This window comes from Bradyrhizobium sp. (genome assembly GCF_017881085.1).
In the GTDB taxonomy this organism is placed as follows: Bacteria; Pseudomonadota; Alphaproteobacteria; order Rhizobiales; family Xanthobacteraceae; genus Bradyrhizobium.
Window position 1 is genome coordinate 1 of record NZ_JADGRI010000042.1, and the last position, 23,483, is coordinate 23,483.

Annotated in this window: 17 protein-coding genes and 4 pseudogenes; 11 read left to right on the forward strand and 10 right to left on the reverse strand. The window is 65.3% G+C overall.

Translation table 11 applies throughout. From position 1 onward, the window contains the following. From QZ213_RS06325 to trxA, 10 genes and pseudogenes are all read left to right on the forward strand, one after another. Window positions 1-393: pseudogene (locus QZ213_RS06325) on the forward strand (ubiquinone biosynthesis protein UbiB); the annotation flags it as partial. A gap of 55 nt (window positions 394-448) precedes the next feature. Next, window positions 449-1,885 carry a bifunctional phosphopantothenoylcysteine decarboxylase/phosphopantothenate--cysteine ligase CoaBC gene (gene coaBC, locus QZ213_RS06330; RefSeq protein WP_291685210.1) on the forward strand — a complete coding sequence of 479 codons (1,437 nt, stop codon included), beginning with the start codon at window positions 449-451 and terminating at the stop codon, window positions 1,883-1,885. Then, window positions 1,882-2,340 carry a dUTP diphosphatase gene (gene dut / locus QZ213_RS06335; RefSeq protein WP_291685211.1) on the forward strand — a complete coding sequence of 153 codons (459 nt, stop codon included), beginning with the start codon at window positions 1,882-1,884 and terminating at the stop codon, window positions 2,338-2,340. The genes coaBC and dut overlap by 4 nt, the downstream gene beginning before the upstream one ends. A gap of 292 nt (window positions 2,341-2,632) precedes the next feature. Further along, entirely contained in the window at window positions 2,633-5,146 is a 2,514-nt protein-coding gene (locus QZ213_RS06340) for a PAS domain-containing sensor histidine kinase (protein WP_291685212.1), read from the forward strand. Beyond that, window positions 5,143-6,681, forward strand: coding sequence for a tRNA (adenosine(37)-N6)-threonylcarbamoyltransferase complex ATPase subunit type 1 TsaE (tsaE, locus tag QZ213_RS06345; protein ID WP_291685213.1), 1,539 nt, complete (start codon window positions 5,143-5,145; stop codon window positions 6,679-6,681). Before QZ213_RS06340 ends, tsaE begins: the two co-directional genes overlap by 4 nt. A 78-nt stretch (window positions 6,682-6,759) precedes the next feature. Beyond that, window positions 6,760-7,086: a PilZ domain-containing protein gene (locus tag QZ213_RS06350; protein ID WP_291685214.1), complete on the forward strand. Its 327-nt coding sequence runs from the start codon at window positions 6,760-6,762 to the stop codon at window positions 7,084-7,086. A gap of 127 nt (window positions 7,087-7,213) precedes the next feature. Beyond that, window positions 7,214-7,936, forward strand: coding sequence for a nucleotidyltransferase family protein (locus tag QZ213_RS06355; protein ID WP_291685215.1), 723 nt, complete (start codon window positions 7,214-7,216; stop codon window positions 7,934-7,936). Between the two features lie 177 nt (window positions 7,937-8,113). Further along, the gene (addB, locus tag QZ213_RS06360) at window positions 8,114-11,260 is read left to right on the forward strand and encodes a double-strand break repair protein AddB (RefSeq protein WP_291685216.1); all 3,147 of its coding nucleotides are present in this window, start codon (window positions 8,114-8,116) and stop codon (window positions 11,258-11,260) included. Next, window positions 11,254-14,758: pseudogene (addA, locus tag QZ213_RS06365) on the forward strand (double-strand break repair helicase AddA). Before addB ends, addA begins: the two are co-directional and overlap by 7 nt. A 68-nt stretch (window positions 14,759-14,826) precedes the next feature. Next, window positions 14,827-15,147 (forward strand): thioredoxin, encoded by a 321-nt coding sequence (gene trxA / locus QZ213_RS06370; protein WP_291567524.1) that lies wholly within the window; start codon window positions 14,827-14,829, stop codon window positions 15,145-15,147. A gap of 62 nt (window positions 15,148-15,209) precedes the next feature. On the opposite strand, the pseudogene QZ213_RS06375 reads toward trxA, so the two are convergent. The 4 genes and pseudogenes from QZ213_RS06375 to trpA form a co-directional block, all read right to left on the reverse strand. Next, a pseudogene (locus tag QZ213_RS06375) lies at window positions 15,210-15,287 on the reverse strand (metallophosphoesterase); the annotation flags it as partial. Window positions 15,288-15,337: 50 nt separating this feature from the next. Beyond that, window positions 15,338-16,681, reverse strand: coding sequence for a folylpolyglutamate synthase/dihydrofolate synthase family protein (locus tag QZ213_RS06380; RefSeq protein ID WP_291685217.1), 1,344 nt, complete (start codon window positions 16,679-16,681; stop codon window positions 15,338-15,340). Next, window positions 16,678-17,619, reverse strand: coding sequence for an acetyl-CoA carboxylase, carboxyltransferase subunit beta (accD, locus tag QZ213_RS06385; RefSeq protein WP_291685218.1), 942 nt, complete (start codon window positions 17,617-17,619; stop codon window positions 16,678-16,680). Before accD ends, QZ213_RS06380 begins: the two co-directional genes overlap by 4 nt. A 113-nt stretch (window positions 17,620-17,732) precedes the next feature. After that, window positions 17,733-18,569: a tryptophan synthase subunit alpha gene (trpA, locus tag QZ213_RS06390; protein WP_291685219.1), complete on the reverse strand. Its 837-nt coding sequence runs from the start codon at window positions 18,567-18,569 to the stop codon at window positions 17,733-17,735. Window positions 18,570-18,641: 72 nt separating this feature from the next. Between trpA and QZ213_RS06395 the strand changes: the two genes are divergently transcribed. Then, a complete protein-coding gene (locus QZ213_RS06395; RefSeq protein WP_291685220.1) occupies window positions 18,642-18,986 on the forward strand; it encodes an endonuclease domain-containing protein in 345 nt (114 codons plus the stop codon). Between the two features lie 82 nt (window positions 18,987-19,068). On the opposite strand, the gene trpB is transcribed toward QZ213_RS06395, so the two are convergent. From trpB to QZ213_RS06425, 6 genes and pseudogenes are all read right to left on the reverse strand, one after another. Next, a complete protein-coding gene (gene trpB / locus QZ213_RS06400; protein ID WP_291685221.1) occupies window positions 19,069-20,286 on the reverse strand; it encodes a tryptophan synthase subunit beta in 1,218 nt (405 codons plus the stop codon). Next, window positions 20,283-20,942: a phosphoribosylanthranilate isomerase gene (locus QZ213_RS06405; protein ID WP_291685222.1), complete on the reverse strand. Its 660-nt coding sequence runs from the start codon at window positions 20,940-20,942 to the stop codon at window positions 20,283-20,285. Before QZ213_RS06405 ends, trpB begins: the two co-directional genes overlap by 4 nt. A gap of 67 nt (window positions 20,943-21,009) precedes the next feature. Continuing rightward, window positions 21,010-21,402 (reverse strand): LapA family protein, encoded by a 393-nt coding sequence (locus QZ213_RS06410; RefSeq protein WP_291685223.1) that lies wholly within the window; start codon window positions 21,400-21,402, stop codon window positions 21,010-21,012. A gap of 91 nt (window positions 21,403-21,493) precedes the next feature. After that, window positions 21,494-21,799: an integration host factor subunit beta gene (locus QZ213_RS06415; protein WP_291685224.1), complete on the reverse strand. Its 306-nt coding sequence runs from the start codon at window positions 21,797-21,799 to the stop codon at window positions 21,494-21,496. A 171-nt stretch (window positions 21,800-21,970) separates the two neighbouring features. Next, window positions 21,971-22,951, reverse strand: coding sequence for a signal peptide peptidase SppA (gene sppA, locus QZ213_RS06420; protein ID WP_291685225.1), 981 nt, complete (start codon window positions 22,949-22,951; stop codon window positions 21,971-21,973). Window positions 22,952-23,287: 336 nt separating this feature from the next. Further along, window positions 23,288-23,483 (reverse strand): annotated as a pseudogene (locus QZ213_RS06425) (30S ribosomal protein S1); the annotation flags it as partial.

Here is a 23,483-nt window from a genome sequence, read left to right on the forward strand (position 1 = left end):
CGCCCGGAGCTGATCCTGCTGCAGAAGACCATGGTGGTGGTCGAGGGCGTGGCGCGCAGCTTCGACCCGAAACTCGACATCTGGAAGATCGCCGATCCCGTGGTGCGCGAATGGATCGAGCGCAATCTGGGCCCGGTAGGGCGCATCCAGGGCGCGATGGCCGGTGCCGGCGATCTCGGCCGGGTACTGGCCGGCCTGCCGACGATCGCGGCGCGGTCGGTCGCCGTGCTGGAGCAGTTGGAGACCATGACTCGGGAAGGCCTCACGCTGTCGCCGGAGACGATCGCGGCAATGGGCCGGACCGAGGGCCGCAAGAGCCGCTGGCGCACGCTGGCGCTCTGGATCATCGCTGCGACCTTTATCGCGATCCTGTTTGCCGTTCGGCAATTGTGATTGCAATGCATGCATGATGTGCTAGCATTGCGCTCATATCTCCTCGGAAGCACCCATGGCCAGCCTGACCATCCGAAAGCTCGATGAGGCCATCAAAGTCTATCTGCGGCTCCGTTCGGCCAAGAACGGACGCTCGGTGGAGGAGGAAGTCCGGGTAATCCTGGGTGAGATCATGCAGGGTCGGCCCTTCGAGTTCGCCACCACCCCCTCGCAGCGCTCTCCATCACCCGCAGATGAGCTCTCCCGCGCTCCCGGGCGCGCCGGTGCGCTGGATCAGGCCCGCGTCACCCTGATCATCGGCGGCGGTATCGCCGCCTACAAGGCGCTGGACCTGGTTCGGCGGCTCAAGGAACGCAACACGCGCGTCCGCTGCGTGCTGACCAGGGCGGCGCAGCAATTCGTCACGCCGCTGTCGGCCTCGGCGCTGGCGCATGAGCGCGTCTACACCGATCTGTTCGACCCCGAGAGCGAGTTCGACGCCGGCCATATTCGCCTCGCACGCGACTGCGATCTGATCGTGGTGGCACCGGCGACCGCGGACCTGATGGCGAAGATGGCCAATGGCCATGCCGACGACCTCGCCAGCGCCATTCTGCTCGCGACCAACCGCCCGATTCTGCTGGCGCCGGCGATGAACCCGCTGATGTGGAACAATGCCGCCACCCGCCGCAATGTCGCGCAGCTGCAGCGCGACGGCACCGTCATGATCGGCCCCAATGCCGGTGAAATGGCCGAAGCCGGCGAAGCCGGGGTCGGCCGCATGGCGGAGCCATTGGAAATCGCGGCCGCCGCCGAGCGCCTGCTGCGGCCGCCGCGACCGCGTCCGCTCAAGGGAAAGCGCGTCCTCATCACCGCGGGGCCGACGCATGAGCCGATCGATCCGGTGCGCTACATCGCCAACCGCTCCTCGGGCAAACAGGGATTTGCCATTGCCGCGGCGGCGCAGGCTGCCGGCGCCGACGTCACCCTGGTCTCCGGCCCGGTCGATCTCGACGACCCCCCTGATGTCACCGTGAAGCATGTGGAATCCGCGCGCGACATGCTGCGCCAGGTGGAAGCCGCATTGCCGGCGGATATCGCGATCTTCGCCGCCGCGGTGGCCGACTGGCGCGTCGCCACTGAAGGCGAGCAGAAGCTGAAAAAGACTGCCGCCGGCATGCCCCCGCTGCAGCTCGTCGAAAATCCCGACATCCTGGCGACGATTTCGAAGCTGAAGGACCAGCGGCCGCCGCTGGTGATCGGCTTTGCCGCCGAAACCGAACATCTGATCGACAACGCCAAGGCAAAATTCGCCCGCAAGGGCTGCGACTGGATCGTCGCCAATGATGTTTCGCCCGCGACCGGCGTGATGGGCGGCGACCGCAACACCGTTCATCTCCTGACCCGCGACGGCGCGGAAATCCATGTGGACTCCTGGCCGGTCATGACCAAGGAGGAAGTCGCCACTGCCCTGGTGGCACGCATCGCCGAAACCATCGGAAAAGCCTCGTGAGCTCAAACGTTAAAATCGATATCAGGCAGTTGCCGCATGGCGAGGGCCTGCCGCTGCCGGCCTATCAGAGCGCCCACGCCGCGGGCCTCGACCTGCTGGCCGCGGTTCCCGAAGGATCGCCGCTGGTCTTGGCACCCGGAAAGCACGCGCTGGTGCCGACTGCGCTGACAATCGCACTGCCGCCGGGCTATGAGGCGCAGGTCCGTCCGCGTTCCGGGCTTGCAGCGAAGCACGGCGTCACCGTGCTGAATTCGCCGGGCACCGTCGACGCCGACTATCGCGGCGAGATCGGCGTGCTCCTGATCAACCATGGCGCTGCGCCGTTTGAGATTCGCCGCGGTGAGCGCATCGCGCAGATGGTGATCGCATCCGTGGTCCGGGCGGACCTGGTTCCCGTGATTTCACTGTCGGCGACCGAGCGCGGCAGTGGCGGCTTCGGCTCGACCGGCCGCTAATTCGCGTAAATAGCGCATCGAGTTTCATAAAAATCGTTCCGATGAAGTTTAATCCCGCATTTTTCTGCACCGGAATTCGCGTTCACGGTCTGGACTCTTACCCACGGACTCCCGAAGGGGATATTGTCTCCCGATTCGCGCACGGAGCACGATCAGCAAGAGTGGGCTACCGGTTTTGCGTCTGATCGCGCTCTGATTTTTTGAAGGACGCATGATCTTGCCGCCAAACCGCTCACACTTTGGCGGCTCATGCGTGGTCGCCGGGCGCAAAGTCGTACGGCTTGGGGCAAATATGTCGGGCGTGATCGGTACGATGCGTCGGACCTTGCTGTCGTGCACATCGCTGGCACGTAACGGCCTGATCGCACTTGCCGCCGCGGGATTCGGGGGCATCACACAGGTCTATGCCGGCGATTCGTCGTTGCTGGAGGCGAACTCGGCTCCACTCGATCTCAATCGCCAGGAATTCGCCGTACTGACCACGGCGCTGGCGCTGCTCGGCTTCTCCGTGCTGGCGGCGATACTCCTGATGCGCACCCGTATCCGCGCCGCAAGAAGCGAGGCGCGGCTGCTCGCCGATATCGGGGAATTGCAGGTCCAGGCCGACCGTTTCCGGGCGCTGTTGTTCGCGGAGCCGCAGATCCTGATTTCATGGGCGGCAGGCGACAATCGCCCGGAAATCACCGGCGACACTTCGCTGCTGATGCCGCAGGAGACCCAGCAGCCGCAGCGCCTCCTCGCCTTCGGCACCTGGCTGCCGCCGGAACCGGCACTGCAGATGGATCACGCGGTCGACGCGCTGCGCGAGGCCGGCGAAGGCTTTCTGCTCAATCTGTCGACCTCGAACGGACGCGCGATCGAAGCCATGGGTCGCGCCATCGGCGGCCAGGCCATTGTGCGGATTCGCGAACTCGGCGGCGTCCGCCGGGAACTGGCGGAATCGAATCTCCGCTACAAGACGCTGCAAGAGGAAAGCGAGCTGTTGCGCGATTTCGCGGCTGCCGTGCCATGGCCGATCTGGGCCAAGAGCGCACAAGGCCAGCTTCGCTATGCCAACGCGGCCTACGTGAAGGCCACCGAGGCCACGGATGTCGCCGATGCGATCCATCGCAACCTCGAACTGCTCGAAAGCGACCAGCGCGACGACGTCAACCGGTCGCTGAGCGGCAACTCGGCCTTCACCGCACGGCTGCCGATCGTCGTCGGCGGCGAGCGCCGTGTCTATGACGTCCATGCGCTGGCTCTCCACGCCGGAAGCGCCGGCATCGCCATCGACGCCAGCGAGGCCAGCGGCCTGCGCGCGGCGCTGGTGCGGATGGCGGAGGCGCATCGCCGCACGCTCGATCAGCTGTCCTCGGGCGTGGCCGTGTTCGACGGCCAGCGGCGGCTGGCGTTCTACAATGATTCCTATCGCCGGCTATGGGACCTCGACCGCACCTTTCTCGACGGCAGCCCCGACGATTCCAGCGTGCTCGACCGGCTGCGCGCCGCGCGCAAGGTTCCCGAACAGCCGGATTTCCGGGCCTGGAAGGCCAAGCTGCACGAGGCCTATCGCGCGGTCGAGCCGACCAAGGATACCTGGTATCTCCCCGATGGCCGCGCGGTCAGCGTCGTCACCACGCCGAACCCGGAAGGCGGCGTCACCTATCTGTTCGACGACGTCACCGAAAGCCTCGAGCTTGCCCGGCGCTTCGACGGCCTGATCCGGGTCCAGCGTGAAACGCTCGACAACCTGGCCGAAGCGGTCGCGGTGTTCGGCAGCAATGGCCGCGCCCAATTGTTCAATCCGGCCTTCGCCAGGATGTGGAAGCTGTCGCCCGACGCGATGCGCGAGCAGCCGCATATCGAGACGGTGGAGACCTGGTGCAAGCCGTTGTTCGACGACGCCGAGACCTGGCTGGCCCTCCGCGAGGCGATTACAAGGATCGAGAACCGGGTCGAGGTGCCGCTGAAGCTGGAGCGCAAGGACGGCAGCGTGCTGGACTGCATGACCATGCCGTTGCCCGACGGCGCCACCATGCTGACCTTCCAGGACATCACCGACACCGAGAACGTCGAGCGCGCACTGCGCGAGCGCAACGAGGCGCTGGAGACCGCCGACCAGATGAAGGTCGATTTCGTCCACCACGTGTCCTACGAACTGCGCTCCCCGCTGACCACCATCATCGGTTTCGCGCATTTCCTGAGTGACCCCGTCACCGGCCCGCTGACGCCCAAGCAGGCCGAGTATCTCGGCTACATCACGACTTCGACCAACGCCCTGCTGGCGATCATCAATAATATCCTCGATCTCGCGACCATCGACGCCGGCGCGATGTCGCTGAATCTGGGCTCGATCGACATCCGCAAGACCATCGAGGCCGCCGCCGAAGGCATCCAGGACCGGCTCGCGACCGACCGCATCCAGCTCAAGGTCGATGTCGATCCAAATATCGGCAGCTTTGTCGGCGACGAGCGCCGCGTGGTGCAGGTGCTGTATAATCTGTTGGCCAATGCCGTGGGATTCTCGCCGCAGGACGCGGCCGTCGGCCTCAGCGCCCGGCGGACCGAGCACAGCGTCGTGTTCACCGTGACCGATTCCGGTCCGGGCATTCCGCCCGACGTCAAGGACAAGGTATTCGACTGGTTCGAAAGCCACTCGCACGGCTCGCGGCACCGCGGCGCCGGCCTCGGCCTGTCGCTGGTGCGCTCCTTTGTCGAACTGCACGGAGGCAAGGTGCGGGTCGATTCGGTCGTCGGCAATGGCACGAGCGTGACCTGCGACTTCCCGATCGATCAGGCCGCGCATCGCAACGCCGCGGAATGAACGCTCCCACGACATTCTCGCTGGCGTTATCGACCGAGGCCGCGACCGCGCATCTGATGGCCGATCTCGCTCTGCTGATCGGCCCCGGCGACGTCATCACCTTGTCCGGCGACCTCGGCGCCGGCAAGACCGCGGCGGCGCGGGCAATGATCCGGTATCTCGCCGGCGACGACGCGCTGGAGGTTCCAAGCCCGACTTTCACGCTGGTCCAGGCTTACGACCTGCCGGCTTTCCCGCTGCTGCACGCAGATCTCTATCGCATCAACGATCCCACCGAACTGGAGGAGATCGGCCTGTCGCCGCTGCCTGAGGGCACGGTGGCGCTGATCGAATGGCCGGAGCGCGCGCCGTCGGCGCTGCCTGCCGACCGCATCGACATCGCGCTGAGCCATCGTCCGGCGCTCGGATCAACCGCGCGCGCCGCCGAGATCACGGGTCACGGCAAGGCCGCAGCCCAGGTCGCAAGGCTTCAAGCGCTGCGGCAGTTTCTCGACGGCGCCGGCTATACCGAGGCCAAACGCCTGCGCATGGCCGGCGACGCATCGACGCGTTCCTATGCGCGGCTCGTCCGCGACGACGGCGTCGTCATCCTGATGAACTCGCCGCGGCGTCCCGACGGACCTGCGATCTATGACGGCAAATCGTACAGTGCCGCTGTGCATCTGGCCGAGGACGTCAAGCCGTTTGTCGCTGTCGCCGGCGGCCTGCGCGAGCGCGGCTTCTCGGCGCCCGCGGTCCATCACGCCGATCTCGATGCGGGATTCCTGATCACCGAGGATTTCGGCAGCGAAGGCTTTGTCGAAGGCGATCCGCCCGCACCGATCGCCGAGCGCTATGAGGCCGCAACCGACATGCTGGCGGTGCTGCACCGCGAAGCATTGCCCGAGGTCCTGCCGCTGGCGCCACAGCTCAGCTACACCATTCCGATTTTCGACACCGACGCGTTATTGGTCGAGGTCGGACTGATGCCGGAATGGTATCTGCCGGACCGCGGGCGCGAACTGACCGAAAGCCTGCGCAGCGAATTCGTCGCGATGTGGCGCGATCTCCTGAGCAAGGCTGCATCCGCTCCCAGGACCTGGGTGCTGCGGGACTTCCATTCGCCCAATCTGATCTGGCTCGGCGAACGCCAGGGCATCGCGAAGGTCGGCCTCATCGACTTCCAGGACGCGGTACTGGGCCCGGCCGCCTACGATCTGGTGTCGCTGCTGCAGGACGCGCGGATCGACGTGCCCGAACAGCTCGAGCTCGCATTGCTGACGCGCTACATCAAGGCACGGCTCGCCGCCGACCAGGGCTTCGACCCGGCCGGTTTCGCCGAGCTCTATGCGATCATGTCGGCGCAGCGCAACACGCGGCTGCTCGGCACCTTTGCGCGGCTCAACCGGCGCGACGGCAAGCCGCAATATCTGCGCCATCAGCCCCGGATCTGGACCTATCTCGGTCGTTCACTGGCCCACCCCGGGCTTGCGCCGGCCCGCGAATGGTACGCCGCCAACGTCCCTCCCCCGGTACCGTCATTTACCGCTTGTTAGCCGCCCTGCCCTTACTCTGCGCGCCGGACCCTGCCCTTAAGCGCAGGGCGCGGTTGCTTTGAGGGCTGGAGCAGGTCAATGGCGACGACAGAACAACGGCGCATGGGTGAGCGCGTCACATTCGAACGCGGCTTCCCGGCGCACATGATGGGCATCGACGGCACATGGCGGCGCGAATGCACCATGGAAGACGTTTCCGAGACCGGCGCGAAACTGACGGTCGAAGGCTCCGTCGAGGGGCTGCATCTCAAGGAATTCTTCCTGCTGTTGTCGTCCACGGGTCTCGCCTATCGCCGCTGCGAACTGTCATGGGTCAATGGCGACCAGATCGGCGTCAATTTCCTGAAAACGGGCGAAAAGAAGAAAAAGTCCGCCAGACGCTCGGGACAGGATGCGGAAGCCTGATCCGGCCGTCGGCTGGTCGCACAACCGTCATCTGGGACGGCTATGGCATCGACGATCGATGCGCGCCCCGAATCGCCGTGATATGATTTTGTGAATCGAAGAAACAGCGGTTCGAGAAGCCTGTAAAATGTCCGTCAAACCTACCAAAGCCATGGTCCTCGCCGCCGGCCTCGGCGTGCGCATGCGCCCGTTGACGGACAAGATGCCGAAGCCGCTGGTGCCCGTGGCGGGACGCCCGCTGCTCGATCATGTGCTCGACAAGCTCGCCGACGCCGGCGTCAGCGAGGCCGTCGTCAATGTGCACTATCTGCCCGACCAGATCATCGCGCACACCGCCTCGCGGACAAGGCCGCGCGTAATCATCTCGGACGAGCGCGACCAGGTGCTCGGCACCGGCGGCGGCGTCGTCAAGGCGCTGCCCTTGCTCGGCCCTGAGCCGTTCTTCCATGTCAATTCCGACACCATGTGGATCGACGGCGTGCGGCCCAATCTGACGCGGCTCGCCGAGGCCTTCGAGCCTTCGCGCATGGATATCCTGTTGTTGATGGCGCCGACCACGAGCAGCATCGGCTATGGCGGCCGCGGCGACTACTCCATGCTGCCGGACGGCGCGCTGCGCAAGCGCAGGGAACACCAAGTGGTTCCCTTCGTCTATGCCGGTGCCGCGATCATGTCGCCGTCGCTGTTCGCCGATGCGCCGGCGGGCGAGTTTTCGCTGACCCAAATGTTCGACCGCGCCAACGAGCAGGAGCGGCTGTTCGGCTTGCGGCTCGACGGCGTGTGGATGCATGTCGGAACCCCCGACGCCGTCGGCGCGGCGGAAGAGGCGTTTCTCGAAAGCGTGGCCTAGCCGGCGCGGTTGCCGTCATTGCCGGGCTTGACCCGGCAATCCATCCTTTTCGAAAAGTGCTTTTTGAAGACGGATGCGCGGGTCAAGCCCGCGCATGACGATTCGTAGACGAATTAAAAATCGCACCCGAAATTCGCCCATGCCATGATGCACCCTGATCTTCGAATCAGGCAGCCCATGCGCGTTTTCAGCGTTCCATTATCCGCGCCGTTCTTGCGCACCGTCATCGCAGCATTGGTCGATGGCCGGCTGGTCGCGGGCTTCGAGGCGCGGAGCCATCCGGAGAAACTCGCGCAGGCGACGCTCTATCTGCCGACCCGGCGCGCCGGCCGCATGGCGCGGGAAATCTTTCTCGACGAGCTGAAAGCGGACGCCGCGGTGCTGCCGCGCATTGTCGCGCTCGGCGACATCGACGAGGACGAACTGGGGTTCGCGGAAGAGGCCGAACAATATGGCGGCGCGGCGCCGCTGGATATCCCGCCGAAGCTCGGCGAACTCGATCGCAGGCTCACATTGGCAACGTTGGTCGCGGCCTGGGCCAAAGGTCCAGTATTGGCGCCGCTGGTGGTCGGCGGCCCGGCTTCGACGCTGGCGCTGGCCGGCGATCTGGCGCGGCTGATGGACGACATGGTGACGCGCGGCGTCGGCTGGGAGGCGCTGGACGGGCTGGTGCCGGACCAGCTCGACCAATATTGGCAGCACTCGCTGGAATTCCTTCGGATCGCGCGTCTGGCGTGGCCGGCGCATTTGCAGGAAATCGGCAAGATCGAGCCGGCGGCGCGGAGGGACCTCTTGATCGCGGCGGAGGCCAAACGGCTCGGCACGTATCACGACGGTCCGGTGATCGCGGCGGGTTCGACCGGCTCGATGCCGGCGACCGCAAAATTTCTCCACGCCGTTGCAAATCTGCCAAACGGCGCGGTGGTGCTGCCGGGGCTCGACACCGATCTCGACGAGGAAGCCTGGCAGACGATCGGCGGCACAAAGGACGCGCAAGGCAAGTTCACCTCGCCTCCCTCGTCCAACCATCCGCAATACGCGATGCATGCGCTGTTGCAGCGATTTGGCCTCAAGCGCGGCGACGTCGAAGTTTTGGGACAAACCGCGGCGGATGGGCGCGAAGTGCTGGCGTCGGAGGCAATGCGGCCGTCCAACGCGACAGCGCAATGGCACCGGCGGCTGGCCGAGCCCGACATCATCGAGAAGATCTCGGGCGCCATGAAAAACCTCGCCGTGATCGCTGCCGACAATCCCGAGATGGAGGCGCTGGCGATCGCGGTGGCGATGCGCGAGGCGCGGCATCTGAATAAATCGGCGGCGCTGGTGACGCCGGATCGCGCATTGGCGCGGCGGGTGATCGCAGCCCTCGGCCGCTGGAATCTTGCCTACGACGACTCCGGCGGCGATGCGCTGATGGACACGCCGGCGGGCATTTTCGCGCGGCTGGCGGCGGAGGCGGCGGCAAACGGGCTCGAGCCACCAACCCTGCTGGCGCTGTTGAAGCATCCGCTGTGCCGGCTTGGCGGCGCGGCGGGCGCGTTCAAGGACGCCGTCGAGACGCTCGAACTGGCGCTGTTGCGCGGCACGCGGCCGCAGGCGGCAAGCGGCGGCCTGGCGCACGATTTTGATCGTTTCCGTGACGAGCTTGGCAAACTCCGGCGCGGCGAGACGTCTTCGCTGCATGCTGCGGAGCCAAGAACCCGGCTCCGGGACGAGCAACTCGATCGGGCGCAAGCGCTGATCGCCAAGCTAAAGGCGGCGCTCGCGCCGCTCGAAAGTCTCAAGCCTGGAAAACCCCACGACTTTGCTGAGATGGCCATACGCCACCGCGACCTGCTGATGGAGCTGTCGCGCGATGAGCATGGCGCGGCGCTCGCCTTCGAGGGCCAGCCGGGGTCGGCGCTTGCCTCCGCCTTCGACGATTTGCTCGGCGGCAAATCGCGAAGCGGCCTCTTGGTCGAGCTCGGCGATTACCCGGAAGTGTTCCAGACTGCCTTTGCCGACCGCATGGTGCGGCGGCCGGAGCAGACCAACGTTCATCTGAAGATTTACGGCCCGCTGGAAGCGCGGCTGACCCAATCCGACCGCGTCATCATCGGCGGGTTGGTTGAAGGCGTCTGGCCGCCGGCGCCGCGCATCGATCCCTGGCTGAGCCGGCCGATGCGGCACGAACTCGGCCTCGATCTGCCGGAGCGGCGCATCGGCCTTTCCGCGCACGATTTTGCCCAGCTGCTCGGCGCCGGCGATGTCATCCTCAGTCATGCCGCCAAGGTCGGCGGCGCGCCCGCGGTGGCCTCGCGCTTCCTGCATCGGCTGGAAGCGGTCGCGGGCGAGGATCGCTGGATCGCCGCGGTCGCAGCCGGCGAGAAATATGCGCGTTTTGCCAGTGAACTGGATCGCCCCGACAAGGTCGAGCCGATCCCGCAGCCTGCGCCGAAGCCGCCGCGCGCGACGCGCCCCCTAAAACTGTCGGTGACCGCGATCGAGGACTGGCTGCGCGATCCCTACACTATCTACGCCAAATATATTTTGCGGCTCAACCCGCTCGATCCCGTCGACATGCCGCTGTCGGCCGCCGATCGCGGTTCGGCGATCCACGATGCGCTCGGCGAATTCACGCAAGTCTTTGCAACCTCGCTGCCGCGCGATCCCGCAGGCTCCCTGCGAAGCATCGGCGAGAAATATTTTGCCCCGCTGATGGAGCGGCCCGAGGCGCGCGCGCTGTGGTGGCCGCGCTTCCAGCGGATCGCCCGATGGTTCTCGGATTGGGAAATCGCCCGGCGAGGCGACATCGCTCGCATCGACGCCGAGATCCGCGGCGAAATCCCGATCCGCCTCGACAATGCGCGCATCTTTGTCTTGTCGGCGCGTGCCGACCGGATCGAGCGACGCCATGACGGCACCTTTGCGATCCTCGATTACAAGACCGGAGCGCCGCCGACCGGCAAGCAGGTGCGCATGGGGCTGTCGCCACAGCTCACGCTGGAGGCGGCGATCCTGCGGGAAGGCGGGTTTGAAGGCATCGCCGCGGACAGCTGCGTCAGCGAGATCGGCTATGTCAGGCTTTCCGGCAACAATCCGCCGGGAGAACAGAAGCCGCTCGAGCTCAAGATCAAGCAGGGCGATACGCCGCAATTGCCCGACGAGGCCGCCGACGAGGCGCGCAGGAAACTCGAAGCGCTGATCCGCGCCTACGAGAATGAAGATCAGGCCTACACCTCGCTCAATCTGTCGATGTGGTCGAACCGCTACGGCAGCTACGACGATCTTGCCCGGATCAAGGAATGGTCGGCGGCCGGCGGATTGGGGTTGGAAGAATGGTAAGCGCGCCGCGCCCGATTCCATCGGCGGTCCGCGCCACGCAGGCGCGCGCTTCGGATCCCGCATCTTCCGCGTTCGTCTCGGCCAATGCCGGGTCGGGCAAGACCCATGTGCTGGTGCAACGCGTGATAAGGCTGCTGCTCGACGGTGTGCAACCTGAAAAAATCCTCTGCATCACCTTCACCAAGGCCGCCGCCGCCAATATGGCGGAGCGGGTGTTCACCACGCTTGGCCATTGGGTGACCCTCGACGATGCCGCGCTCGACGACGCGATTCGCGAGGCAGGCATCGCGCGCCCCGACATGCGCCTGCGGATGGCGGCGCGAAAGCTGTTCGCCTGCGCGCTGGAAACGCCGGGCGGCCTGAAGGTGCAGACCATCCACGCGCTGTGCACGCGGCTGCTGCAGCAGTTTCCGTTCGAGGCCAACGTGCCGGCGCGGTTTGCCGTGATCGACGAGCGCGACCAGAACGAGATGATGGAGCGCGCCAACCTCAAGGTGCTGCTCGAAGCCTCCCGCGATCCCGACAGCGAGACCGGCCGCGCCCTCAATATCGCGATGGCGAGTGCGGCCGACGTCACCTTCAAGGATGTGGTGCGCGAGGCGTGCCTCAGCCGCGATCACTTCATGGCATGGACCGATGCCGCCGGCAGCGTCGGGGCCGCGGGAGTGCAGGTGTCGGCCGCACTCGGCATCGACGCGAGCGACTATATCGAGGACGTCGAGCGCGAGATGGTCGACGGACCGCATCTGCCGAGATCGCGCTGGAACGAAGTCGCCTCCATCCTCTACACCGGCAGCAAGTCCGACCAGGAGCAGGCCGCGCGCTTGCGCGAGGCGCTGATATTTACCGGCAGCGAACAGATCGAAAAATATCTTGGCGTGTTCCTCACCGATGAACGCAGCCCACGCAAGACCGTGGTGACGAAAAAGTTCTGTGACAACAATCCGGCCATCGCGCGCCTGTTCGATCTGGAAAGCGGCCGCATCGGTCCCCTGATCGAGCGGCGTCGGGCGATAACGACGCGGGACCGCACGCGGGCGCTGCTCGCGATCGCCACCGCGGCGGCGGCAAATTATCGCCGCGAGAAGCAGGAGCGCGGGCTGCTCGATTATGATGATCTGATCGACAAGACGCTCGCCATGCTGGACCGGGTGTCCTCCGGCTGGGTGCATTACAAGCTGGACCGCGGCGTCGATCACGTGCTGATCGACGAGGCGCAGGACACCAGTCCCCGGCAATGGGACATCGTCGCCCATATCATCTCCGAGTTCACCACGGGCGAAGGCGCGCGCGACGGCGTGGTGCGCACGGTCTTCGCGGTGGGCGACGAGAAGCAGTCGATCTTTTCGTTCCAGGGCGCAGCGCCCCGCGAATTCGACGCCCGACGCAGATCTCTGGAACGAAAATTTACCGATGCAGGACTGAAATTCGATCCGGTGTCGTTCACCTATTCGTTCCGTTCCGGCGCCGCGATCCTGCAATCGGTTGACCACGTGTTTCGTGAAGCGGATATCTACCGCAGCATCCATTCGGTGGAGACCGGCTATCCCATCCACAATTCCCTCACCGACGCCGGGCCGAGCCTGATCGAGCTCTGGGAATTGCGGCAGCCGGACGGCAAGCAAGACATCGAAGGCTGGCGCGCGCCGTTCGACGGCCTGTCGCAGACCAGCCCGGAGGTAAAACTCGCCCGGCGCATTCAGGCCGAGATCAAGCGGCTGGTCGACAGCGGCACCATGACCGGCAGTGCCGGCAAGCGCCGCCCGTTGCGCTATGGCGACATGCTGGTGCTGGTGCGGCGGCGCGGCAACGCCTTCGATGCGGTCATCCAGGCGCTGAAGCACGCAGGCGTTCCCGTCGCCGGCGCCGACCGGCTGAAACTGACCGAACATATTGCAATCATCGACCTGATGAATCTTGCGGACGCGTTGCTATTGCCGCAGGCCGATCTGGCGCTGGCGGTGGCGCTGAAAAGCCCGCTGTTCGGACTGACCGATGACGATCTCTTCGAACTGGCATGGCAGCGCAAGGGATCGCTGCGGAGCGCGTTGAACGATCACGCCACCGGCAATGGTAAATTCATGGACGCGCTCGATCGCTTGCGGCGATGCGAGCGCCGTTTCGAGGCCGAGACGCCGTTTGCGTTCTACGCCTGGCTGCTTGGCGGCGATGGCGGCCGCGCGCGGATCCTGCGGCGGCTCGGCCACGAGGCCAATGACGCGCTCGACGAATTCCTCGAGCTTGCGCTGGGCTATGAGCGCAAGGCGCCGGCTTCGTTGCAGGGTTTTGTGGCGTGGCTGCGCGCGGCCGACCTGGAGGTCAAGCGCGACATGGAAATTTCGCGCGACGAAGTCCGCGTCATGACCGTGCACGGCGCCAAGGGGCTGGAATCGTCGGTGGTGTTTCTGGTGGACACGACGTCGTCGCCCTCGGATACCCAACGCCTCAAGCTGATTCATCTGCCTGACGGCGTCGTGGTCTGGGCCGGCAGGAAGGCCGACGACCCGGCCGTCGTCGGCGCGGCGCGCACGGCGATGCTGGGCGAGACCGAGGACGAGTATCGCCGCTTGCTTTACGTGGCGATGACGCGCGCGGCCGATCGCCTGGTCGTCGGCGGCTGCATGCCGGGCAACATGAATACGGTGCGCAAACACTCCTGGTACGATCTGATCGTCAAGGGCCTTTCCAATTCCGGATTGCGCGAAGAGACCATCGAGACGCCGGATGGCCCGATAAAACGCTACTCAGGGATCGAGGATGCCGCTCCTGCCATAGGTACTGCCGCGGCTGCGGCGACCGCCGCTCCGATCGAACTGCCGTCGTGGTTGCTGACGTCAGCGCCGCCGGAAGCCGCCGCCGACGGCCTGCTGCGGCCTTCCGATCCGGCCGCGGACGACAATCATCGCGTCCGAACCGGCGAATCCATCGAGCTGCGCGCACGCGCGCTTCGGCGCGGCACGCTGGTGCACCGGCTGCTGCAATCGCTGCCCGATCTCGCGACCGAGCGGCGCCGCGACGCCGCGCTGAAATACCTGGTCCGCAACGCGGACGGCTGGAGCGACGGCGAGCGGGAGACGCTGGCGGAAGCCGTGCTGGCCCTGATCAGGGATAGCCGTTTCGCGCCGGTATTTGGCGATGGCAGCCGCGCCGAGGTCTCGATCGTCGGGCGGCTGGAGCGGCCGGGGCTGCCACCGGCGCTGGTTTCCGGGCAAATCGACCGGTTGGTGGTGAGCCGAAGCGAGGTGCTGATCGTCGATTTCAAGACCAACCACGCCCCGCCGAGCCTGTCAGCGGCGGCGCCGAGGGGGTATGTCCGGCAGCTCGGCCTCTACCGGGCGGTGCTGGGGAAGCTTTATCCCCAATTGCCGGTCCGGGCGGCATTACTTTGGACCGAAACCCCTGAATTGATGGAGATTTCGGCTCCCGCGCTGGACGCCGAACTGGCATCCGGTTTCCGCGGGGACGAGCAAGCTTGACCCGGCAACAACCCGTTCATAGGTTGGCTGCATGATCCCGGCGGCGATTCTTCAAGGCCGCATCCTTACCGAACTGAACGAGGTATTCCGATGGCCGTTGGCAAGGTTTCTGACGCCGATTTCGAAGCCGAAGTACTCAAGGCGACCGGCCCGGTCGTGGTCGATTTCTGGGCCGAATGGTGCGGCCCCTGCCGTATGATCGCGCCCGCGCTCGACGAGATTTCCGGCGCGATGGGCGACAAGGTCAAGATCGTGAAGCTGAACGTCGACGAGAGCCCCAAGACGGCCTCGAAATACGGCGTGATGTCGATCCCGACCCTGATGATCTTCAAGGGCGGCGAGATGGCCTCCCGCCAGGTCGGCGCCGCGCCGAAGCAGAAGCTGCAGCAGTGGATTACTGCCGCGGTGTGATCGGCGACCCGCACTGATGTGATTGAGACGGCCGGCGAATAGCCGGCCGTCTTGTTTTGCGCTTACCGGATCCAGCCCGTCGCCAGCGCCGAAGCCCGTTCAGGCTGGCCGTTGCGACGCGCCAGGGCCGCCATCGCTTCGAGATAGTTTCCGTGGACATCGGCAATTGCGGCAAAGCGCATGTTCAGGCTTATCCCGGCGGTGTGCCGTTGGCGGCGAGAACGTGGCCGGCGAGATAGAGCGAGCCCGTGATCAGGATGCGCGGCGGCACTTCGTAGGCGAGGCGCGCGAGTGCGCGCAACGCGGCTTCGACGGTTTCGGCGGTTTCCACGCGCATGCCTAGCGCACGCGCGGCGTCGGCGAGCCGGTCCGGCGGCATCGCATTGTCGTTGTCCGGTATCTGCACCGCGATGATGTGGCGGGTCAGTCCGGCGAAATTGGCGAGAAACGCGTTCGCATCCTTGTTGGCCATCATGCCGGCGATGACGACCAGCGGACGCGATACCCGCTCTTCGAGATCGCCGAGCGCCGCGGCGGCGACGCGCCCGCCTTCGGCATTGTGTCCGCCGTCGAGCCAGATCTCGCAGCCCTGCGGCGCATGATCCAGCAGCGCGCCCGACGCCAGACGCTGCATCCGCGCCGGCCATTCGGCGTTGACGATGCCGGCCTCGAACGCGGCCGGTCCGACCCTGAACCGGTCTTGCGCACGCAGCGTCGCAATCGCGAGGCCGGCATTGTCGAACTGATGCCGTCCGAACAGTTTTGGCGCCGGCAGATCCATCAGGCCGCGCTCGTCCTGATAAACCAGGCGCCCGCGCTCGACATTGACGTGCCAGCCCTCGCCGGCGGCGTGAAGCGGCGCGCGCAGGCGCCTGGCGTCCTGCTCGATCACGGCAATCGCCTCGGGCGGCTGCTCCGCGCAAATCACCGGCACGCCGCGCTTGATGATCCCGGCCTTTTCGCGGGCGACCGCCGTCAGCGTGTCCCCGAGAAACTCGGTGTGATCCATGCTGATGGGCGCAATCACGGTCGCGAGCGGGGCATCGATCATGTTGGTGGCATCAAGTCGCCCGCCGAGGCCAACTTCCAGCAGCAGCACATCGGCCGGATGCTGCGCAAACAGACAGAACGCCGCCGCGGTCTCGATTTCAAAAATGGTGATCGGCGCGCCCGCATTGGCCCGCTCGCAATGCTGGAGCGCGGCGTAGAGTTCGTCATCGCCGACGAGGATTCCGCCGCCGGGTTGGCCGAGGCGAAAGCGTTCGTTGATCCGCACCAGCGAGGGCGAGGTGTAGACATGCACGCGCAGGCCTGCGGCTTCCAGAATGGCGCGCAGATAGGCGACGGTGGAACCCTTGCCATTGGTGCCCGCGACGTGGATGACCGGCGGCAGTTTGCGTTCGGGATGGTCGAGCCGCTCCAGGAGCCGCTGCATCCGCTCCAGGCCGAGTTCGATCCGCTCGGGATGCAGGGCGGACAGCCGCGCGATCAATTCGCCGAGCGGCTGGTCTCGCCTGGCCGCGGGCGCGTTCACGCGTGGGTTGCTGCCGGAACCACATCCGCGCCCGACAAGATCTGGGCGGGAGCGGTGACCGGGGCGGCGGGCTTCGAGGTGGTTTCCAGCGCCGGCGATTTCGTCAGCAACCGGCACAGCCGGGCGAGCGTCGGGCGCAGATCGTGGCGATGCACGACCATGTCGACCATGCCATGGTCTTTCAGATATTCGGCGCGCTGAAAGCCCTCCGGCAATTTCTCGCGGATGGTCTGTTCGATCACGCGGGCGCCGGCGAAGCCGATCAGCGCGCCGGGCTCGGCGATCTGCACGTCGCCGAGCATGGCATAGGAGGCGGTAACGCCGCCGGTGGTCGGATTGGTCAGCACCACGATGTAGGGCTGTTTGGCCTCACGCAGCATCTGGATGCCGACCGTGGTTCGCGGCATCTGCATCAGTGATAAAATGCCTTCCTGCATGCGGGCGCCGCCGGAGGCCGCGAACACGATAAACGGCGATTTCTTCTCGACCGCGAGCTCCAGCCCGCGCACGATCGCTTCGCCCGCCGCCATGCCGAGCGAGCCGCCCATGAAATCGAAATCCTGCACCGCGATCACGACGGCGGCGCCCTCGAGCTTGCCGTAACCGACCTTGATGGCGTCGTTCAGCCCGGTGCGGGCGCGGGCATCCTTGATGCGGTCGGCGTATTTTCGCTCGTCGCGGAATTTCAGGGGATCGGCCGACACCTCGGGCAGCGCCACGTCGAACCAGGTCTCGTTGTCGAAGACCGATTTCAGCCGCGCCACCGCGCCCATACGCATGTGGTAGTTCGAGCCGGGAATGACGAACTGGTTGGCCTCGACGTCCTTGTAGAACACGAGCTGCCCGGAATCCGGGCATTTGATCCACAGGTTCTCCGGCGTCTCGCGGCGCAGGATGTTGCGGATCTTCGGCCGGACGACGTTGGTGAGCCAATTCATGGTTCGCTCCGAATGGCGATCGAATCGCCTCTTGATAGCGCTGTAGGTATATGGCGGCCCGGGCCATTCCCGGCAAGCCGCCGTTTGCCGTGTATTTCCAGTGAAATTGTGGCCTATTCCGCAGCCTGTTTGGCGCCCCGGACGCCCTGCGCCAGCGAGGAAACCAGGTCCGCCACCGCATCGACGGTTTTGGCGGTCGCGCGGTTTTCGGCATCGAGGCTGGCGCGCAAAGCGTCGACCAGCGCGGTGCCGACCACCGCGCCGTCGGCATTCTCTGCGATGGCGCGGGCAGCGTCCGGCGTGCGGATGCCGAAGCCGACGCAAACCGGCAATTTGGTATGCCGCTTGATGCGGGCGACGGCCTCGCCAACGGCGCCGGAATCGGCGCTGGCGCTTCCGGTGATGCCGGTGATCGAGACGTAGTAGACAAAGCCGGAAGTGTTGGCGAGCACCGCGGGCAGCCGCTTGTCGTCGGTGGTGGGCGTCGCCAGCCGGATGAAGTTCAGCCCCGCCTGCAGCGCCGGCAGGCACAATTCGGTGTCTTCCTCCGGCGGCAGGTCGACGATGATCAGCCCGTCGACACCAGCGGATTTCGCATCGACCAGAAACTTGTCGACACCATAGATGTAGATCGGATTGTAATAACCCATCAGCACCAGCGGCGTGGCGTCATCGCCTTTGCGAAACCCGCGGACCATCGCGAGCGTCTTCTTCAGCGTCATGCCGGCCTTCAGCGCACGCAGGCCCGCCGCCTGGATCGCCGGGCCGTCCGCCATCGGATCGGTGAAGGGCATGCCGATCTCGATGATGTCGGCGCCCGCCTTCGGCAACGCCTTGATGATTTCGAGCGAGGTCGCGGGATCGGGATCGCCCGCCATCAGGAAGGTGATGAAGGCGGAGCGGCCCTGTTTCTTTAGTTCAGCGAAGCGTGCGTCGATGCGGGTGGTCATGCGAAGGCATTCGGTATGCTATACCTCTCCCCGTCGGGGAGAGGTCGGCTGCGTAGCAGCCGGGTGAGGGGGATGGACAAGTTCAAGGCTAGATCACGAACGCTGCGCGCCTCACAAACAAGCGCCGAAGCCAAGCTTTGGCAGGCACTGCGCAACAGGCGGCTGGCGCGTTGGAAATTTCGCCGCCAACACCCGATCGACCGGTATGTCGTCGATTTCGTAACACTCGACGGCAAGCTGATTGTCGAAGTTGACGGCGTTACGCACTCTGAGCCATCAGAGATTGCGAGAGACAAAGGCCGTTCTGCCGTACTAGAGGCCTGCGGCTTCCTTGTCCTGCGCGTCACTAACACCGACGTGTACGAAAATCTGGAAGGGGTTCTCGAAATGATCGAAAGCACGTTGAGACAAGATTGAGCGGAAAGACCCCTCACCCGGCTGCTGCGCAGCCGACCTCTCCCCGACGGGGAGAGGTGAAGGAAGATGGCGCGGGCAATGGTCACTTCTTTTTCACCCGCAAAATATCCGCCACCTGCGGAATATCCTTGTCGCCGCGGCCGGAGAGATTGACGACCATCAGATGATCCCGCGGTCGTTTCGGCGCGAGATCCATCACCCTGGCGATGGCATGCGCCGGCTCCAGCGCCGGAATGATGCCTTCCAGCCGCGACAGCAATTGAAACGCCGCCAGCGCCTCGTCGTCGGTCGCGGAGAGATACGTCACCCGGCCGGTTTCGTGCAGCCAGGAATGCTCCGGCCCGATGCCGGGATAATCCAGCCCCGCCGAGATCGAATGCGCGTCCTGGATCTGGCCGTCATCGTCCATCAGCAAATACGTGCGGTTGCCGTGCAGCACGCCGGGCCGGCCGCCGGCGATCGAAGCGGCATGCAATTGCGTCAGCCCATGGCCCGCCGCTTCGACGCCGAAGATCTCGATGCCGGGATCGTCGAGGAAGGGATGAAACAGCCCCATCGCGTTGGAGCCGCCGCCGATGCAGGCGACAAGCGAATCCGGCAGGCGGCCTTCTGCCTCCTGCATCTGCGCGCGGGTTTCGATCCCGATCACCGACTGGAAGTCGCGCACCATCATCGGATAGGGATGCGGGCCGGCGACCGTGCCGATGCAGTAGAACGTATTATGCACGTTGGTGACCCAGTCGCGCAGCGCGTCGTTCATCGCATCCTTCAGCGTGCGCGAACCCGACTGCACCGGGATCACCTTGGCGCCCAGCATTTCCATGCGGATGACGTTGGCCTGCTGCCGCTCGACATCGACCGCGCCCATATAGACGAAACATTCGAGCCCGAACCGCGCGCACAGCGTCGCGGTGGCGACGCCATGCTGGCCGGCGCCGGTCTCGGCGATGATGCGCTTCTTGCCCATCCGCCGCGCCACCATGATCTGGCCGAGCACGTTGTTGACCTTGTGCGAGCCGGTATGGTTGAGCTCCTCGCGCTTGAAATAGATCTTCGCACCGCCGAGGTGCTCGGTCAGGCGCTCGGCGAAATAAAGTGGCGACGGCCGGCCGACATAGTGCTTGAGATAGCCGTTCATTTCGGCCTGAAACGCCGGATCGGCCTTGGCGTCGGCGTAAGCCTGCTCCAGATCGAGGATCAGCGGCATCAGCGTTTCCGCGACGAAGCGGCCGCCGAATATGCCGAAATGCCCGCGCTCGTCGGGACCGCTGCGGAAGGAATTGGGTTTGGCGAGACTCATCGAACCATCAGCTCTTCTGTTGCGCGCGCCGCGCGGATGAAGGCGCGGATCATTTCGGGATCCTTGACGCCGGGCATGCTCTCCACGCCCGAGGAAACATCGACGCCGCCGGCGCGGGTGACACGCACGGCTTCCGCGACATTCTGGGCATGGAGGCCGCCCGAGACCATGAACGGCAGTCGGAGGTCCAGCTTCTCCAGCAGATGCCAGTCGAACACCGCCCCTAGGCCGCCGGGACGGGTGGCTTCCTTCGGTGCGCGGGCATCGAACAGGATGCGGTCGGCGGCGTCGGCGTAACCCGGCAGTGTCGCGAGATCGGCCGAGGCCTCGACCGCGATCGCCTTCATCACAGGCAATCCGAATTTCTGCTTGATGTCGCGCAGCCGCGCCACGGTTTCCTTGCCGTGCAATTGCAGCAGATCCGGCTGCAGCGCCTCCACGATATTGGCGAGCGTCAGATCGTCGGCATCGACCGTGAGCGCGACCTTGGACGCCCGGCGTTTAGCCTGCTTGCCTAGGTCACGCGCCATCCCGAGGCTCAAGTGCCGGGGCGACGGCGGAAAGAACACGAACCCGACCATGTCCGCGCCGGCATCCAGCGCGACGTCGAGCGTTTCGCGCGTGGACAGGCCGCAAATTTTGACGATCAGGGACATGCTTCAAAAATATGGGTTAGAGCTGTGGCGACGGGCCGGAAAGGCCGATGCGCCTGTGGGCCGCGTTCTACAACGTCGCGCCCTGCTTGTCTCGCCCGCCGGGCCCATAAAAGCCGCCCTGCGACGGGGCCGGAAGGCGCTGCTGATCGTACCGCGAGGCCGTCGCGCTGCCGCGCAGATTGGCCAGTTGCGCCCGTGCCGCCCGCGCATCGGCCTCGTGCTGGCGCGCGGCGCGGCGCCAATGGCGCTGCCGGAACCAGGTCGCGGTGCCGCCCGCCACCACGCCCACCATCGCCACCGCGATGATGACGACGAACAGCGGCAGCGCGATCGCGATCGAGGGATCGGTCGAATTGAACGGATCGAACGACACCGTCACGAAATGCCGGTTGGCGACCGCGAACACGACGAAGATCAGGCCCAGCGGGATCAGCACGACGGCGGTCAAAAACTTGCGCATGATCCCTCTTCCGTTGCTGAAAGACCTGATGGCGCGTCGTCCGAAAACGTGCGGATTCCGCGGCCAGATGGCGCGCGATCAAGGATGCGTTTCAGGCGCCGCTATCCGGCGCGCCGTCTTCGCGGTTCAGCCGTTCACGCATTTCCTTACCCGTCTTGAAGAACGGGACGCTCTTCTGATCGACCGGCACATGCGCGCCGGTACGCGGATTGCGCCCCGCGCGCGCCGGACGGTGCTTGACCGAGAACGCGCCGAAGCCGCGCAGTTCGACCCGGTCGCCGCGCGCCAGCGCCGCGACGATCTCATCGAGAATCGCGTTCACAATGTTCTCGACATCCCGCTGGTAAAGATGCGGGTTGTGCTCGGCGATACGCTGAACAAGTTCGGATTTGATCATCGAGACTGGGATCCGGGAGCGTGCGGATACGCATTTCCGTGAAAATGCCTTGATCTGTCAAGACGCTAAATCAAATTTGGGTGACCCAAAAAAAGCGTGACAAAGGGCCGAAACCCGGATTGTGCCAATACCCGCAATGCGGGAGAAGGGACGGAAACCGGACTTTGCCGCTCAATTCGTGCCCGCGGGTTGCCACAGCGCCAGCAGGCCGTCGAGGCTCAGGCGATCGACCGCCTGCACGACGCCGGCCTGCTCGATCTGCCGCGCAATCCCGTTGAGGCCGAGCGCATCCAGCGTAATCGAAGCCGCCGTCCGCAGGAAAGTCAGGTCGCCGAACCGCGGCGACAGCTTGTAGTCGCGTACCGGAAGGCCGGCCTTGACGCCCTTCTGCGCGACCAGCCAGGCCACCGCCGCCTTCTCGTCACCGAGCTCGTCGATAAGCTTGAGATCGACCGCCTGGTGGCCGGTGAAGACGCGCCCGTCTGCGACTTTTTCGAGCAATGCGTCGTCCATGCCGCGCCGCTCCTTCACCATGCCGCGAAACCACGCATAGGAATCCCTGACCAGCGAATCCAGCGCCGCGCGCGCTTCCGGACTGGTCGGCTCGAAGCCGTTGGGGGCCGCTTTCAGCGGTGAAGACTTCACTTCCTCGACCTTGACGCCGACAGTCTTCAGCAACTCGGTGAAATTGGGAAACTGAAACAGCACGCCGATGGAACCGACCAGCGAGGTCTGCTGGGCTATGATGTGATCGGCCGCAATCGCCGTGATGTAGCCGCCCGATGCCGCCAGCCCATCGACCACCACCACCAGCGGCTTCTTCGCCTTCAGGCGCGTCAGCGCGTCGTAGAGCTGCTCGGAGCCGGCCGTGGTGCCGCCGGGCGAATTGATATGCACGACGACGGCGGCGGCGCGCGAATTCTCCAGCCGCTCCAGCGCCTCGACGCGGTCATTGTCGCTGCGGATCAGGCCGTCGATATGGATGCGCGCAATCGAACCGGACGTCGTGAATGAGCCGCGTCCGGCCGGGCTCGCGATCACGCCAACCGCGACGATCGCGGCGATGGCGACCACCGCGGCCGTCACCCGCCAGAAGGTCAGCTTGCGGCGGATCCTGCGGCGATCGACGATCACGTCTGAATCAAGCGACATCGAAAATCTCCCGGAAGCGGCTGTGAGGGAATCGCACGGTTTTTCGCTGCACAGCGCTAATATGCCGTGTCCTGATTACATCAATTGCGATGCAATATGAAGAAAACAAGGCCCTCTGCCCCTCTCCCCTTGTGGGAGAGGGTAACGCGGACGCGCGCAGCGCGTTCGTGACGGGTGAGGGGTCTGTATCCGCGGAGAAGGACCCCTCATCCGGCCCGGACTTCGTCCGTGCCACCTTCTCTCACAAGGGGGGAAGGAAAAGAAGCGCACGCAGTTAACAAAAAAGGCCCCGGTAAAAACCGGGGCCCGTTTGTTTGAGACCGGTAAGCGCGAGGCTTACTTGTCGGTGCGCTGCTTGAGCGCGGTGCCGAGAATGTCGCCCAGCGTCGCCCCCGAATCGGAGGAGCCGTACTGCGCGATGGCCTCCTTCTCTTCGGCGACTTCCAGCGCCTTGATCGAGACCTGCACCTTGCGGGCCTTCTTGTCGAACTGGATCACCCGCGCATCGACCTTTTCGCCGACGGCGAAACGC